Below are 17,456 nucleotides of genomic sequence, written 5' to 3'. Positions count from 1 at the left end.
GCACAACCGCATACGAGGACACAATGGCACGACGCTTCACCTTCTCCAAAGACCAGCTCAACGCGGCCATACCCCATAGCAATACGCAACCGCGCCTGCGGCCAGGGCCCGAGGACAGCAGATACGAACCCTTCCCCCTGACAGACCTGCAACAGGCATACTGGATCGGGCGCAGCAACGGCCTCACAGGCGGCACCGGGATGCAGCTCTACCTGGAGCTTCGCTGCCATGGACTGGACCTGAACAGGCTCGCCAGGGCACTGGACAAGCTGGTGCTGCGGCACGACATGCTACGTTGCGTTATTTGCGACGAAGGGCTGCAGCGCGTTCTGGAGACGGTTCCATCCATGGAAGTTCCCGAGGAGGACTTTAGCGCCCTGGACCCGGAACAGCAGGCCGCGCGTCTCGCGGACACAGCCCGGAGTATGCAGGAAGCAACGGCCGACCTGCGGCGCTGGCCCCAAAGCCAGGTGCGTTTCTCCCGCACCGGAGGGCCGGGGCAAGGCCGTCTGCATTTCAAATGGGACATGTGGTGCTTCGACGGACGCAGCTTCCAGATCGTCATCGAGGATCTGGCCGCCCTATACCGTGATCCCGAGGCGTCCCTGCCGCCCTTGCGGCTGCGCTTCCGCGATTACGTGCTGGCCGTGGAGGAACACGTCAAAAGTAAGGACAGCGAGCGCGACCTGGCCTACTGGCGAAAACGGCTGGCGACGCTCCCTCCGGCCCCGGCCCTGCCGCGCCCGCCGTCCGAGTGCGCCGTCGGTGCTGAGCCGCGCGGATTCTTCACCCACACCCGAACCCTGTCGCGGGAGCACACCGCCGCCATCCAGAAATCGTGCGCCCACCACGGCCTATCCCTCACGTCCTTCATGGGCGCGCTCTACGGGGAAGTCATCGGCCTGTGGAGCGGGATGCGGCGTTTCACCCTAAACTTCCCGCGCTTCAACCGGAACCTGGACTGGCACCCGGATGTGTCCGACATGGTGGGGGAATTCGCCTCCTTCACCCTGCTGGAGGTGGACTTGGACTCCGGCGCAACATTCTTGGAGCGGGCAAAGCACCTGCAGTTGCGCATGTGGACGGATCTGGAGCACGGCAGCGTTTCAGGGCTGCGGTTGCTGCGCGAGCGCGCCAGCGACATGGGCGGCCTGGACCTCCAAGCCATGCCGGTGGTTTTCACGGCCATGCCCGACAGGCGCGCCGTCGGCAAAAACCTGGAGCAGGCCATCGCGACCTTCGGCGAAGTGGCGAACTCCAAAGGGGAGACGCCCCAGGTGCAGCTCGACTGCCAGTATTTCCTGCTGGACGACAGCCTGCGGGTCAACTGGGACATCCAGCAGGGGGCATACCCGGCCGGTGTCCCCAACGACATGTTCGACGAATACCTCCGCCTCCTGAAATGGTTCGCCGACGACGAAGACGCCTGGAACGCAACGCATCCGGCCAGCATCCCTGCGCGGCAGCTCTGCGCTCGCGATAGGCAGAACGTCACCCCGCTCGCTTTGCCCGACACCACGGTCTATGGGCTATTCGAGGCCAGAGCGGAGCGTTTCCCGAGCAAGATCGCCGTAATCAGCGGAGTGGAGCGCATTTCTTACGGAACGCTGTTGCGCCACGCGCGGACCATCGGCGCGCGCATCCGGCAGGCGCTCGATTCCGGCGCGGACGCACCGCGGCCCGGACCGACGCCTGTGGCGGGCGTGCTGCTCCGGCGCGGTTGGAAGCAGGTGGCGGCGGTCCTTGGCATCCAGGCGGCCGGGCTGGCCTATCTGCCCCTGGATACGGGCGCGCCGCCCGCGCGGACCCAAAGTGTCCTGGCAGCCAGCCGTCCCCGCCTGGTGCTGGCCGAAGGCGCATTCCTGCACACAGGCGGCGGCGACCCCACGCCCTTCGTCTCCGTAGACGACCTGCTTCTTCCAGCCGAAAGCTTGCCCCCACCGCGCGGACCGGTGCAAAGCGACCCTGCGTACATGATCTTCACCTCCGGCTCCACGGGCGCGCCCAAGGGCGTCACAGTGGGACACAAGGCGCTGCTCAACATGGTGGCCTACACCAATGGCCGCTTCCGCATTGACGAGGACGACGTATTTCTGGGCGTTACCGCCCTGCACCACGACCTTTCGGTCTTTGACATCTTCGGGGCCATGGCCGCCGGGGCGGCCATGGTCTGCCTGGACCATGACAGGGCGCTTGATACGGCCCACTGGGCGCGGATGGTGCGCGCGGAGCGCGTCAGCATCTGGAACAGTGTGCCCATGCTCATGGAGTGCCTGCTGGCACAGAAGGGTGGCGAGGCCTCCCTGCCGGACTTGCGCTTGGCCATCCTGGGCGGAGACTGGCTCGATCCGGGCATCATTCAGCGACTTCGAGCCGCCGCGCCCAAGGCCCGTCTCGTCTCCATAGGCGGCCCAACCGAAACCACCGTATGGAACATCATGCACGACACCGCCGACACGCCGGACGGATGGGACACCATTCCCTACGGCAGGCCCATAGACAACGCCAGCTACCACATCCTGACACCAGTGCTGCAGGACGCTCCGGACTGGGTCTGCGGGGAGATGTATTGCGGCGGCGCGCCCCTGTGCATGAGCAGCAACACGGACCCAACGCTCGATGCGCTGAACTTCGTGGCCCATCCGCGCACGGGGGAACGGCTTTACCGCACCGGAGACATGGGCCGCTACCGTCCCGACGGACTTATCGAAATAATGGGCCGCAAGGATTTCCAGCTCAACATCAACGGCTACCGCCTGGATCCGGCCGAGGTGGAAAACGAACTGCACCGGCATCCGGACATCCGGCGGGCGGTGGTGTGCGCGGTGGGGGGGCGCGGTGCCGAAGTGCTCGGAGCGTTCCTGCTTCCCGGTCCGAAAGGAATCAACCCGCGAGGGGTTCGGACATGGCTTTTCTCGCGGCTGCCCGTGCAGATGCAACCCAAGGCCCTGTTCGTCGTGGACAAATTCCCCCTGACTCCGAACGGCAAGTTGGATCGCAAGGCGCTGGCCGCTACTCCCCTTTCCCGTACTGCACAGATGCAGGAAGAACAGCGCCCCCCGGCCAACGCCATGGAACTGCTGCTTGCGGAACTGTGGGAGGAGGTGCTTCCGTCCCCGGCACCCGGTGCCATGTCCAACTTCTTCGAACTTGGAGGGAATTCCCTCATGGCCATGCAGCTCATGGCACGCATCGAAGACAGGCTCTTTATCCGCCCCCCCCTGGCGCGATTCTTCGCCGCGCCCACCATCGCTGAACTGGCGGACGCCCTGCTCGAACAGCTGGCCGGGACACGGCGCCAGGAGGAAGCGGCATGAGCATGGACAAGAATGCCCTGGCCGCCCTGCCCCTGGAGGAATTGCTGCGCTTCGCCAAAAACGCCGCAAAACGGGATGCAGCCCCGCAAGCATCCTACGGCCCGGAGGACGAACTGGTGACGCAGCCGTTGCTCTCCTTCGCCCAGGAGCGGCTCTGGTTCATGGACAGGCTCTCGCCCCTGAACCCGTTCTACAACATTCCCTTCAATCTGGAGATCACGGGCCGCCTGGACCGGGAAGCCCTAGCAAAGGCATGGGAGACGGTCATCACGCGGCATGGCTGCCTGCGCAGCCGCTTCCCCGCCGATGGCGACGGCAGCCCCTCCGTGGACACATTGCCGTCAGAGCGCCTGGCCCTGCGCACGCGGGACATGGCCGCCATGGACCCGGAGGACCAGCTTCGGCTTCTGGACGAGGCCGCCCGTCGCGAGGCGACCACGGGCTTCGACCTCGACAGCGGCCCGCTCCTGCGCGGCACGCTCATCCGCCGGGGCGAGGAACTGCACAGCCTGCTGGCGACCTTCCACCACATTGTCTTCGACGGCTGGTCCGTGGGCATCTTCTACAAAGACCTCTTCACAGCATACGACGGCATCCGCAGGGGCCGCGCCCCGCATTCAGCGCGCGCCACCCCCACATACGAGCAGTATGCCCAGTGGCAGCGTCGGCGCATGACTCCCGACTACGTGGACACGGAGCTGGCCTGGTGGACGCGCCAGCTTGGGGACACGCCGGACCTGCGCCTGTGGACCGACGCCCCGCGCCCGGAGGTGCAGAGCTTCACCGGCGGGGCGGTGGAGTTCACCATCCCGCAGGGCACGGCGCAGCGAATGGAGCTGGTCGCCCGGCGGCACAAGGCCACGCCGTTCATGGCCTGGCTGGCGGTTTTCAACCTCATGCTCTCGCGCTTCTCCGGCCAGACAGACTTCAACGTGGGCTGCTCCCTGGCCGGGCGCGACCACCCCGCCACCGAAGGCATCATCGGCTTCTTCCTGAACAACCTCGTGGTCCGCAGCGAATGCACCCGAAACACGCCCTTTTGCGAGTGCCTGGCGCAGCTGCAGGACACCGTGCTGCGGTCCATGGAGCACGCGGACCTTCCCTTCCAGCTTGTGGTCGGCGCCCTGGACAGGGGCCGGGGCCTGGACCGCAACCCGCTGTACCAGGCTGGGTTCACCTACCAAAACACCCCGCCGCTGGACATCGCCCCCGACGGTCTCTCCCTGCGTTCGGTCATGGCGCCCGTGGCGACCACACATATTGACGTGGAACTGTTCATCTGGCCCGAGCAAGATGGCCTGCGCTGCCACCTCGTCCACGCCACAGACATCATCAACGAGCTCCGGGCACGCAAAATGGCCCGGATGATCGCGGAGATGGCCGAAGTATTCAGCCTCAGGCCCCATACGCCGATCCACGATGTTCCCGCGCCTGATACCCCCTCGATCCTCCACGGGACCGGGCTGCGTCACGAGTTTCTCCCCCCCTGGCAACGCCTGGAACGCCTGCGCAAGGCGAAGGGCAGCGCGGCCGCGCTCCTGCTGCCAGGCCAAAACGGCGGCCGGGACGCGTCCAGAGACATCAGCGTGGACGGCCTGATGTTTCTAGCCGAAGGCATGGCCGCGCGCCTCACCGAGATGGACGTTGCGCCGGGGGGCACGGTGGGCATCCTGCTGCACCCTGGTCCGCTGCTCATCGCCGCCATGCTGGCCGCGTGGCGCCAGGGCTGCGCCTGGCTCCCGCTCAACCCCGACCACCCGGCAAGCATGAATCAATGGATCGTGGGGGACTCCGACTGTTGCTGCATCATCAGCGATACAGCCCTATGGGAGGCGCACAGGCCCCCCACGGACGCGAAGACCCCGGTCTGTTTAGCGGATCAGCCCCACGGCTCGGTCCCGATCCCGGCATCGGCTCCGTTGCCGCAATCACCGGCCTGCCTGCTGTACACCTCCGGCTCCACGGGCAGGCCCAAGGGCATTGTGCTGTCCCACGAGGCCGTGAACACCCGCCTGTGCTGGATGTGGCAGGCCCTGCCCTGGAAGACGGGCGACGTGGCCTGCCAAAAGACCTCCCCCTGCTTCGTGGACTTCCTGTGGGAGACATTCGGATCCGTCCTCGCTGGGGTGCCCCTGGTCCTTCCCGGACCGAAACCGACGCGCGACATGGACCGACTGCTCGCCGTCATGCGCGGGCACCGGGTAACCCACATGGTGCTGGTTCCCTCCCTGCTCTCCGCCATGCATGAGGTTGGGCCGGGGCTGGGCAGCACAGCCCCCACGCTGCGGGTCATCCTGAGCAGCGGCGAGCCGCTGCCCCCGAAGCTGGTGCGCAAGACCCACGCGGCGCTGCCCGGCGTGCGCGTCTTCAACCTCTACGGGTCCACAGAGGTCATGGACGCCACTTGGCACGAGGCATCAGAGCACGATGCCCCGTCCGTGCCCATCGGCAGACCTATAGACGGCACAACTGCGGTGATCCTCGACGAGGCCATGCGACCCGTGCCCAGGGGTGAAACCGGCGTTCTCCACGTATGCGGCCCCTGCGTAGGGCATGGTTACCTGGGGGCGGCAAAAGAGCGCGGGGCCATGTTCCGGCCGCCACAGATCCCCGGCCTTGAGACTCCTGAAGGCAGGTGGTTCCGCATGGGCGACCAGGTCTCCCTCGGTGAGGATGGCCTGTTGCGCTACCACGGACGCCAGGACCGCCAAATCAAGATACGGGGCGTGCGCATGGAGCCGGAGGCCATCGCGGCCGTGCTCGCCAGGCATCCCTCGGTAAAGGAGGCCGTGGCGGCGGCCAGGCCAGGGCCGGACGGGGCCGACCGCCTGGTGGCCTACATCCTTCCGCACGCCAAAGGCGCGCCGCCAGACTCCGCGCAACTAGCCCAAACCTTGCGCCCATGGGTGGGCGCTAGGCTGCCGTCGGCCATGGTCCCGGACCTGTTCGTCCCCGTGGCGGCCTGGCCGCGCACGCCCTCTGGCAAAATCAACGTCCGCGAGCTTCCCATGGCCCCGGTCATGCCCGCGGCCACCGCTCCGGCCACCCCGGTTGAGGCCGACATTCTGGACGTATGGCGGGCGGCGCTTGAGACGGACGCCATCGGCGTGCGGGACAACTTTTTTGAGGTGGGCGGCACCTCGCTGCTGGTGGTCAGTGTCCATGAACACCTGCAACGCAGGCTGGACAAGCGCTTCCCCCTGACCGTGCTGTTCCAGAATCCCACGGTGGAAAGCCTGGCCGCCTGGCTTGGCACCGGGGTCAAGGGCCAGAGCCCGCGGCCTTCCGCTACTCGCCGTGCCCGGCAACGGGAACACGCTCAAAAACGCCGCAGCGCACGGCACATCGCATAAAAACCAGGAAAAATGAAAAAAACATACCACTACACCGATGAGTGCATCGCGGTCATTGGCATGGCCTGCCGCTTTCCCGGCGCGGAGAATCTGGACGCCTTCTGGGAGGGGCTGTTGCTGGGCAGGCAAGGCATGGTCACGCTGAGCAGGGAGGAACTCGGGCGCGGCCCCCACGCAGCCTTGCTTGAGGATCCGCAGTACGTGCCCATGGCCTGTGGCATCCAGGGGCACGACCACTTCGATGCAGACTTTTTCGGCCTCTCGCCCCACGAAGCGGCCATAACCGATCCGCAACAACGCCTGTTGCTCGAATACGCCTGGAAGGCCTTCGAGCACGCTGGGCACGCACCGGGAGATTCACGGGGGACCGCCACTGGCGTGTTCGCCAGTTGCGGCCTCAGCTCCTACCTCCTTATCAACCTGTACGGCCACCTGACTGCGGGCCGACTGGACATGACCGAGGCGCTGCTTGGCAACGACAAGGATTACGCGGCCACACGCCTGGCCTACAAGCTGAACCTGCGCGGTCCGGCCATGACGATCCAGAGCGCGTGTTCCTCGTCCCTGACCGCCCTGCACATGGCCTGCCAGGCGCTGCTGGGCGGCGAATGCGACCGTGCCCTTGTGGCCTCGGCCACCCTGCTGGGGCCGCAACTCGGCTACCTGTATCTCGAAGGGGGAATGCGTTCGCCCGACGGACGCTGCCGCCCCTACGATGCCCAAGGCCAGGGCACGATCTTCGGGTCCGGTGTCGGGGCGGTTCTGCTCAGGCGGCTGGAGGACGCCCAGGCCCAGGGCGACCATATTCTGGCCGTAGTCCGGGCCACAGCGGCAAACAACGATGGCGGCGACAAGGTGGGCTTCACCGCCCCAGGGGTCAACGCGCAGGCTACTGTCATCGCCGAGGCGCTCCGGCTCTCCGGGGTGTCCCCCTGGGACGTGGACTTCGTGGAAGGGCACGGCACCGCTACGCCCCTGGGCGACCCCATAGAAGTTGCGGCCCTTGGGACGGCGTTCCTGGAAGCCGCACAGGCCCCTTCTCCGGAAGGACGCTCCATCCTGCTCGGCTCGGTCAAAGGCAACATCGGCCATCTGGATGCCACGGCGGGGCTGGCCGGGTTCATCAAAGCCGTGCTCTGCCTGCGCCACGGCCAAGTTCCCGGCACTGCCAATTTCAAGCAGCTCAATCCTCTCTTCGGCCAGGACATCGCGCCCTTCACCGTGCGGGCGGATTGTTCCGCCCTGCCCGAACACGGACCAGCGCGGCTGGGAGGGGTCAGCGCCTTCGGATTGGGCGGCACCAATGTCCACATCGTGCTCCAAGGGCCTCCACTCCACGACGACACAGCCGACTCCCCGGACGGTCCGTTGCTGTTTCTGCTCTCCGGGCGCGATGCCGACGGCCTGTTCCGCACCCAGGCGGACCTAGCCGCCCACCTGGACCGCGATCCTCCCTGTATGCCGGACCTTGCCCACACCCTGCTGCGCGGCCGGGCAGTGCTCCCAGCCCGCAGGGCCATGGTGGCGGCCAGCCTTGAGGAACTGAAGGCCGCTCTGGCGCGGAGGCAGGATCCCGCCCGATTCGTCCCAGCGGGAGAGGCGCGGCCCGCCGCGTTCCTCTTTCCCGGCCAGGGCGCGCAACATCCGGCCATGGCGGGCAGCCTTTACCGCTCGGACCAACGCTTTCGCGAGCTGTTCAGAAACATGGCGGAGATGGTGCGCGCCCAAGGCGGTCCGGACCTGCAGGCAGTACTGAGCGCCTGCTGGGAGGGCGACGCGGCGGCGGCCCAGCGGATCGCGCAGACGCAGACAACCCAGCCCCTGCTTTTCGCGTTGGAGTACGCCCTGGCGCGGCTGCTCATGGAAAACGGCCTCAGGCCCGCGTACCTGCTGGGCCACAGCATTGGAGAATACACGGCGGCCTGCCTGGCCGGGATATTTTCCGAAGAAGACGCGGCGCGCTTGGTTGTCGCGCGCGGCGCGGCCATGGGTCGGGCCACGGGTGGGGCCATGCTGGCCCTGTCCATCGGGGAAGGCCAATTGGACATGCTGCCCAAACCGCTGCGTGCCAGGGTGGAGCTGGCTGCAGCCAACACCTCCTCCAGTTGCGTGCTCTCCGGGCAGCGGCAATATCTTGAAGCCTGCGCCGAATTCCTGGCCCGCGCCGGGGAGCAGGGCACCCTGCTCAAGACCTCCGGCGCGTTCCACTCCTCATTCATGGACGCAGCGCTCCCCAGCTTTCGGGACGAGTTGGAACGTGTGCCCATGCGCCCCCCCCAACTGCCCGTGGTGAGCAACCTCACCGGGACCTGGGCCGACGCGTCCATGGCCACGCCGGAATACTGGCTGCGCCAGTTGCGCGGGACCATACGCTTCGCCCAATGCCTGCGCACACTCTTTGCCCAGCGCTGCCTGGGGGTGGAGCTTGGGCCGGGCAGAACCCTGTGCTCCTTCGCCCGGCAGGAGCTCGGAGACGAGTGCGTGGCCGTGTCCGCCTTGGGTGGCCGGGGGCAACGCGAGCCAGAATCGGCCCTGGAAATTCTCGGTGAGGTGTGGACTGCCGGAGGCGAGCTGGCCTGGGATGGCTGCCCCGGCATCCGGCCGGGCAGAACCGTGCCACTGCCGGGCTACGCCTTCGCGCGGCAGCGGCACTGGATCGCTCCCTTGGCGGACGCGACCGTCGCGGGGCGAAACGCGCCGTCCACGGCCCCAGCCGCCACCTTGCCCAAGCAGTCCAGGGCCAGCCGGGACGGCTACGCGCCTCCAACCACGGAATCCGAGCGCATCCTGGCAGAAATATGGGAAGAATTGCTATTGATGCGCCCCGTCGGCGTAGAGGACAACTTCATTGAGCTGGGCGGCAACTCCATGCACGTGCTGCGCATGGTCCGCATGGGGACAAACCGCGGCCTACACTTCACCGCAAAGGATGTGTTCACGGCCAAAACCATCGCCGCATTGTGCCGATGCATGGAGCAGAACGGGCACATGCGGCGCGACGGGGCCAACGCAGTAGGCGACCGCGTGGAAACAATCGAGGACCATAGATTCGACGGCGTTTCGGATGATGACTTGCAGGCAATACTCGCCGCCACTGGAGCAGACAAATGAACGGTACGACACACGTCATAGAAGACATCTTCCCCCCCACGCCGCTGCAAATGGGAATGCTGTATCACGCCGAGCGCTCGCCGAACGGCTCACAGTACATACAGCAATACAGCCTTCACGGCAGGGGCCGCATGGATCCGTCTATTTGCCGCGCGGCCTGGGAGGCCGTGACCACCAGACACCCGGCCTTGCGCACGTCATTTCATTGGAAGGGCCTGGAACGCCCACACCAGGTGGTGCGCCGCGCCGTGAAGCTTCCCTTCCTGTACGAGGACTTGGCACGGATGAATAAAAATGAGCGGACCCGACGGGTTGAATACTTCCTTGTCCAAGACAGCCGATTGGGCTTCGACCTGGCCACAGCCCCGCTACTGCGCATCGCGCTGCACCGCCTGGACCGGGACACGTTCCGCATGACCATGACCCTGCAACATATCATTTCCGACGGCTGGTCCATCGGCATCGCGCTGAGCGAATTTGCCGCCGCCTACGGACGCATCGCCGAAGGTATAGACGCAGGATTGGGCACGGCTCCCTCGCTCAAGGCCTATGTCCGGCACGTGGCCGCCAAGCCCAGGGAGGAATCCCTGCGTTGGTGGGCGCAACGCCTGCGAGGTGTGAGGCCCTGCCTGCCCATGGTCGATCTGCGCCGGGAAGGTTTCACCGATACCGCCGACAGCTTTGCCCAGCGCACGCTGTCGCTGTCCGGAGAGGAAACCCAGGCCATGGTTCGGGCAGCCAGCGCCATGGGGGTGACCTTGAACACTGTATTCCTGGGCGCCTGGTTGCTGACCCTGGCCCTGCACAGCGGGCAAAATGACATTCTGACAGGCGTGACCGTGGCCTCCCGCCCGGCCGCTGTTCCAAACGTGGAGGAAACCTTCGGCCTGTTGTTGAACATCGTGCCCCTGCGCGCGGACTGCCCCGGCACGGCCGTCGTCGGCGCATGGCTCAACGCCATTCAGGACCACATGGCCGAGGCCTCGGAGCACGACCACTTGCCCCTTGGCGACATCCGGGCCTTATGCGCCCGGCCGGACGAAGGCTTTCTGGAAACCCTGGCCGTGTTCGAGAACATGCCCGCAGCCGACGGCGACACCCTCAGGCTGGGCTTCACCTTCCACGAGGTCTCCGGCTTCGAGAAAACCAGCTATCCCCTGACAATGGTTGGGTATCCAGGCGATCGGCTGCGCCTGGCCCTGCTGCACAACAGGGGCGAGTTCCCGGAGTCCGCGGTTGCGCAGCTGCTGGAGTCCATGCGCCGCGCCATGGCTTTCCTGGCCCAAGGACCACAAGCCCGCCTGCTGGATTTCTTCGCCGCCCACGCGCAAGAGGGCCGAGTCGCCTTGGGCCGCCAGGCCGCCTACCCGGAGTTCGCTCCCTGGAGGATGCTGGAGGCCCTGGACACGGCGGACGGCGCCGCTGCGGCGCTTCTCCCCGCGCAGGGGCCGCCCGTCACCCGCCGGGAGCTTGCGGATACCGCCTTGGCCATCGCCTCGGGGCTGGCGGCCAAGGGGGTCGGCCCGGGGCAGCTCGTGGCCTTGCGCCTGGACGCCGGGACCGGGCTCATCGCCGCGATGCTTGGCGTATGGCGGCTGGGCGCGGCCTGGACCCCGCTGCCGCCGACCTATCCCCCGGCGCAGGCTGCGGAGATGCTCCACCGCGCCCGGCCGGACCATGTTCTTTCCACCCGCGACCTGTGGCTTCCCGTGATCGAGGCCTGCGGGGACCGGCCACGGCGTACCGCGCTTTTCCTGGAGGATGTCCTGGCCGAAAGCCGGACGGGTGCGCCGCTGCCCGCCTCCACGGCCCCTGAGGCGGAAGCGCGGGCCTGCCTGCTGCACACCTCCGGCTCCACCGGCTTCCAGAAGGGCATCGACATCTCCTTCCGCGCGCTGGGCAACCGGCTGCACTGGATGTGGGAAGAGCTTCCCTGGGGGCAAGGCGAACGGGCCTGCCAGAAAACCTCCCCGGCCTTCGTGGATTATCTTTGGGAAACCTTCGGGGCGCTGCTGGCGGGCGTTCCCCTTGTGCTTGTCGACGCGGCCGACGCCCGCGACCCGCAGGAGCTCGTCGCCATCCTGGAGCGGCGCAGGGTCACCAGGCTCATCGTGGTGCCCTCCCTGCTGGGGGCCATGCATTCGATCGAAGGAGGCCTGCGGGCCAGGCTGCCGGACCTGCGTTTTTTAACCTGCAGCGGCGAGGCTCTGAGCCCTGGCCTGGCTCAAAGAACCAGACGCGACCTACCCGAGGTTCGGCTGTTCAACCTATACGGCTGCGCCGAAGTCATGGGCGACGCCACCTGGCACGAGGTGACCGAGCCCTGTCCCGGCCCGGTTCCCATAGGCGAGCCCATCGCCAACACGGATGTGGCGGTGCTGGACGGAAACCGCCTGCCCGTGCCCGCCGGAACAGAGGGTCAAATCCACGTTGCCGGGAGCTGCCTGGCCTCTGGTTATGGGCATGATCGGGAAGCCACTGCCAAAGCGTTCATACCTGGAAGGTTGCTGCCGTTTTTCCCGCCACAGCGGCCGCTGTGGTTCGCCACCGGAGACAGGGGCTGGACGGACGAGGCCGGGCGGCTGTTCTTCGCGGGACGGGAGGACAGCCAATGCAAAATTCGCGGCGTCCGCGTCGAGCCTGAAGAAATCCGAGAGGCTCTGCTTGAGCATCCGCGTGTGCTGGAGGCCGTGGTGCTGACCCCGGAACACGAGGGAAGCCGCCGCATCGTGGTCTATGTGCAACCATCCGCAACCCCGGCCGCCGGGTCGGCCGACGAGGAACTGGCGGACATCAGGCGTCATGTGACGGAAAGGCTCCCACTGTCCATGCGTCCACACGCCATCGTTGCGATCCGAAACTGGCCCATGACCCCCTCCGGAAAAATCAACACGCGCGCGCTGCCCCCTGCCTTCGGGCAAAAAGACGGCCCCGCGGCAGCATTCGCAAATGAGGCCGAACGCCAGCTGGCCAAGATTTGGGAGGCCACCCTGGGCCGTGCAGTCCCCCACCGCGAGGCCGACTTCTTCGATCTCGGAGGGGATTCCCTGTCGATCACCCGGCTGGCCTTCGCCCTTTCCAAAACCCACGCGCATCCTGTGGCCATCAAGGATCTATACGCCCACAGCGCGCTGGAAGACATGGCCAGATTCCTGGCCTCGGGCCGACGCGAGGGCCACCGGCTGCATGACATTCCCCTGGCCCGGCGGGACGTGGCGCTGGCCGACGGACTCACCCCCACGGCAACAGGCGCGCCTGCCATGGTTCTGAAGGCCGGGGCGCTGGTTCTGGCCACAGGCGCGCCAGGCTTCATCGGCCTGTGGATCCTTGCCGCGCTGCTTGAGGTCGATGGCGTGACGGTCCGCTGCCTGGAGCCCTGCGCCACGGCCAAAGAAGGCTTGCAGGCGTTGCGCGCAAGACTGACGAAAATCGGCTGCTGGCAGGAAGGCTTCGCGGCCAAGCTTGAAGTCGTGCCCGGATTCCTGGACCGGCCAGGCCTCGGCCTGGGCGACGGCCTCTGGGAGCGCTTGGCGCGGGAGACGGACCTCCTTGTCCACAGCGGGTTCAACGTGAACCTGGCCCAAAGCTATGCGGCCTTGCGGCCTGCCAATGTGCTGGGCACATGCGAAGCACTGCGTCTGGCCTGCCAGGGAGGCATACCCGTGCACTACGTGGGCAGCACCTCCATCGTGGACTTCGTGGCCCGCACAGACGAAAGCGCACCGGTCAAAGAGAACGACCCTTTCACCTCCTGCGAGGGCATCCAGACCGGTTACATCCTGAGCCGATGGGTGGCGGACCATATGGTCCGCCGGGCCGGAGAGCGGGGGCTGCCGGTGGCGGTGTACCGCATGACCACGGTGGGCGGCGACGCCCGCAGCCACTACTGCGACACGGGCGAGATATACTGGCGGCTTTTGCGCGTGTTTGCGCAAACCGGATTCATGCCTGGCAGCAGGCGGCTGGTGGATATGGTTCCCGTTGACCAGGCGGCGCGCGCCGTGGTGGCCCTGGCCTCGCAGCCGGACTGCTACGGCAAGGCCTTCCACATGAACAGCCGGGACAAGCTGCCCTGGGAGACCATGCACAAAAATCTTGTCCTGGCGGGCTATGCGGTCGACATGATCCCGCCGGAGCAATGGACCGAGCGCCTTAGACGACTGCCGCCCGACGCGGCGGACGACAACCTGCGCATCCTTCTGTCCATGATCAACGACGACGGATACGACGCCAATACCTCGCTGGCCCTAGACTGCGCCCAGACCACCGCAGCGCTGGAGCGGGCGGGCTGCTCCATCGCGCCGATCTCCGACGAACTCTTCCAGAGGTATCTGGCCCGCATGATTCAACAGGGCTGGCTGCCTGAACCGGGAAACCGCACCCAGCAGGGCGCAGCATGACCCCCATGGACCACCACACCGCCCCGCCCTGCCTGCCGCACATGCCCGCAGAGCCGATCCGGACCCCGCGAATGTTCTGCTTCCCCTTCGCCGGGAGCAGCTCCGAATACTACCGGCAGTGGCAACCGGGGCTTGCGGCCAGCGTCCGCATCTGCCCCGTTGAGCTGCCCGGCCGCGCCTCGCGCCACGGCGAACCCCTGGCCTCAGACATGGCCGCCCTGGTGGTGGAACTAGCCCAGGCCCTGCTCCCCTTCACCAGCGAACCCTATCTTTTTTTCGGGCACAGCCTCGGCAGTTCGGTGGCCACCTTGGTCCTGCGGGAACTCACCCGGCGGGGCGCCCCTCCGCCCCGGCTGTTCTTCGCCTCGGGGCGCTTCCCCATCCACCTGCCACACGGCGGCCGAACCTGCCACACCCTAGACGACCAGGCCTTGATCGAAGAAATCCGGCGTCTTGGCGGCACCCCCGAAGAGGTGCTCACCGACCCGATCTTCACACGCTTCTTCCTTCCCATCGTACGCGCAGATTTCCGGCTGCTGGAGACGTTCGCTCCGCCGGAACCGGAGCCCCTGGACGCGCCCATCGAGGTGTTCGGCGGCGTGCAGGACGAGGACTCCCCGCCCTGGGCCATGGAGCGCTGGGCGGATTGGACCTCCGCCGGGTGCCGCGTGCGTTTGTTCCATGGTGGCCACTTCTTCATCGACCAGAACCGCGAGGGAGTCCTCGCGGCTATCAAGGATCGGACCCACGCCATGTGCGCGGCAACGTCCGACACGTTGCCCGGCCGGACCACAGCGCGGCCAGCTGAAACAAAAGCTTAGAAAATACGACGCTCCGCAACACCTGCGGCAAGAAACACTATGAACAACAACGAGCCCTCACCCTGGCCATGGACGCCTGCGCCGTGGCCCTTGCCACGGGTACGGCCACTCGCCACCATGCGCGGGGGCTCCGGGGGGCGCTTGAGCCCCCCGGCGGGTCCAAGGGGCGGGCGCCCCTGGCTCCGTTCCCGCTATTGCTTCAGTTCGCCGATGAGGGTGCGCAGATCCCCGGACATGCGCGCCAGTTCGCTGATGGCGGCCACGGACTGGTTCATGCCTTCGGCGGTTTCCGCGGCCACGCGGTTCACCTCGTCTATGGCGCGGCTGATCTTGTCGCTTACGCCGGACTGTTCCTCTGCCGCTCCGGCGATGCCCTGCACCTGCTGGGCGTTGCTGCGGGAGATGACGACGATCTCCTCCAGGGCCTGAGCGGATTCGCTGGAATGGCTGGTGGCTTCGCCTATGGCCTGGGCCACGGAGTCCATGCTGGTGATGTTCTTGCGGCTGGACTCCTGGATGGCGCGGATGTTGTCGCCAACTTCCTTGGTGGCGCCCATGGTCTTTTCGGCCAGCTTGCGCACCTCGTCGGCCACCACGGCGAAGCCCCGGCCCGCGTCGCCCGCGCGCGCGGCCTCTATGGCGGCGTTCAGCGCCAGCAGGTTGGTCTGGTCGGCGATGTCGTTGATGACGTTCATGACCTGGCCAATGGCCTGGGCCTGCGTGCCCAACTGCTCCATGTTCTGCTTAAGCTGCACGGCGATGGCCTCCACATTGCCGATGGCCTGCTGGGAACGCCGCACCACGTCGGAGCCGCCGGCGGCCTTGACCTTGGCCGTATCGGCGGAGGCGGCCACCTCGCCCGCCTGGCGGGCCACGGAGATGACCGAGGCGTTCATCTGCTCCATGGCCGAAGCCGTGTCGGCCACGCGGTCGCGCTGCAAATCCATGCCCCGGCTCATAAGCTCCACCTGGGCGGAGAGTTCCTCGGAGCTGGAGGTGATGCGCTCCACGATCTCCTCCAGTTTGCCCGCAGCGTGGAGCATTCCTTCGCGCTTTGCGCTTTCGGCCAGGCTTTTGGCTTCAAGGGCGTCGCGCGTGGCGAGTTCCGCCTCCCTGGCCTTGGCGTCGGCCGCCCTGGTGCTGGCCTCAGCCTCCTGGATCTTGGCCTTGAGGTTTGCGGTCATGGTCTGCAAGGCCTCGGCCAGGGTGTGCGTCTCGTCGTTTGAGTGCACCACAAGCTCCGCGTTCAGGTCCCCGGCGGCGGCCTTGCGGGCGTAGTCGATGGCGGCCAGAATGGGCCGCACCAGCGCGCGGGAAAAGAGGAAGCCCGCCACGAGCATGATGACGCCCACAAGGATGGTGGACCCAAGGCTTGAGAGATGCGTCTGGGCCAGCACGTGTTCGATGAAGGAGCGGGGCTGGCCGATGAAGAACATGCCCGCGTTCTTGCCGTTCACGTCCACAATGGGCCAATAGGCGGTGTTGTAGGCCAGGCCCAGGATGACGTTGTGCCCAAGGAAGCGCTGGCCTTTCTGGATCACGGCCTCCAGCACGGCGGGGTTGTCCATCTTGGTGCCGATGGCGCGCTTGCCGTCCTTCATGATGGTGGTGGAGATGCGGGTGTCGGCCTGGAACAGGGTGCACTCCAGCCCCAGGTTCTTCTTGATCTGATCCACGAAGCGGTCGCTTGAGAGGGTGAAGCCGGGAGTGATGACGCCCACGATCTCGTCGCCCCGCTTGACGGGGTAGCCCGCGCGCAGGGAGAACTTGACGATGGTGCCCTGCTCCACGCCCACCGTGACCTCTCCTTTGAGGGCCTTCTGAACGTTGACTTGCTTGGCGACGCTGTCGCCCACCTTGTCGGAATGGCCGCGGGCGATGCACTTCCCTTCACGGTCAGAGATGGTGATGGATTCTAGTCCGGTTTCGGCCATGACCTGCTTGGCGTAGTTCTGCAGCCAGGCGGTGTCGGCCTCGGCCATGCGCCGGGCCACTTCAGGATTGCTCGCCATGAGGAAGCCGTTGGCCGTAAGGTTCTTTTTGAGGCCCTCGAACTGGTCGCTCACAAGGTCGGCGCGGGCGCCCACCTCCTTCACGTTCTGCTCGTCCAGGGTATTGGAGAGAAAGTAGCGGTTGGCGGCGTAGTTGCCACCGCCCACAAGCACCACGGCGAGAAACACCAATCCGGTGATCTTCTGGAGCAGGGTCAAGCGCATCAGGGCCTCCTGGTGGGAAGGGGCGATAACGCCCGCTTGGAACGCCCGGCGGAAACGCCAAGCCCCGCCGGGGGAGGGGGTTCACGATCTTGCGCACCACGCGCCAACACGTCCACGCCGGAACAGTTCACCGGCATATTGTTGTATATCGGCAGGGTATCCCAGCGCTTGAGGAAATGGAACATGCGATACGCGCAGGACGCACAAAAATACGTACTACGCCAATCCGTAGAACGTG

General features: G+C 66.4%; 6 protein-coding genes. 5 read left to right on the top strand and 1 reads right to left on the bottom strand.

Annotated features, from left to right (window positions below):
* Positions 1–23 precede the first annotated feature (23 nt).
* The 5 genes from CHB73_RS12105 to CHB73_RS12085 are packed head-to-tail and all read left to right on the top strand — an operon-like array spanning position 24 to position 15,002.
* On the top strand, positions 24–3,317 hold the full coding sequence (locus tag CHB73_RS12105; RefSeq protein WP_089274848.1) for a non-ribosomal peptide synthetase: 3,294 nt from the start codon (positions 24–26) through the stop codon (positions 3,315–3,317).
* The gene (locus CHB73_RS12100; protein WP_089274847.1) at positions 3,314–6,670 is read left to right on the top strand and encodes a non-ribosomal peptide synthetase; all 3,357 of its coding nucleotides are present in this window, start codon (positions 3,314–3,316) and stop codon (positions 6,668–6,670) included. Before CHB73_RS12105 ends, CHB73_RS12100 begins: the two co-directional genes overlap by 4 nt.
* 12 nt (positions 6,671–6,682) lie before the next feature.
* Positions 6,683–9,781, top strand: coding sequence for a type I polyketide synthase (locus CHB73_RS12095; protein WP_089274846.1), 3,099 nt, complete (start codon positions 6,683–6,685; stop codon positions 9,779–9,781).
* Positions 9,778–14,181, top strand: coding sequence for a non-ribosomal peptide synthetase family protein (locus CHB73_RS12090; RefSeq protein ID WP_089274845.1), 4,404 nt, complete (start codon positions 9,778–9,780; stop codon positions 14,179–14,181). The genes CHB73_RS12095 and CHB73_RS12090 overlap by 4 nt, the downstream gene beginning before the upstream one ends.
* A complete protein-coding gene (locus CHB73_RS12085) occupies positions 14,178–15,002 on the top strand; it encodes a thioesterase II family protein (RefSeq protein WP_089274844.1) in 825 nt (274 codons plus the stop codon). Before CHB73_RS12090 ends, CHB73_RS12085 begins: the two co-directional genes overlap by 4 nt.
* A 191-nt stretch (positions 15,003–15,193) precedes the next feature.
* Here the strand turns inward: CHB73_RS12085 and CHB73_RS12080 are convergent, their stop codons facing one another.
* Positions 15,194–17,218, bottom strand: coding sequence for a methyl-accepting chemotaxis protein (locus CHB73_RS12080; RefSeq protein ID WP_089274843.1), 2,025 nt, complete (start codon positions 17,216–17,218; stop codon positions 15,194–15,196).
* Between the last annotated feature and the right edge of the window lie 238 nt (positions 17,219–17,456).

This window comes from Humidesulfovibrio mexicanus, from assembly GCF_900188225.1.
Classification (GTDB): domain Bacteria; phylum Desulfobacterota; class Desulfovibrionia; order Desulfovibrionales; family Desulfovibrionaceae; genus Humidesulfovibrio; species Humidesulfovibrio mexicanus.
The sequence above is the reverse complement of the archived record's forward strand: the minus strand, read 5'-3'. Positions and strand labels throughout refer to the sequence as shown.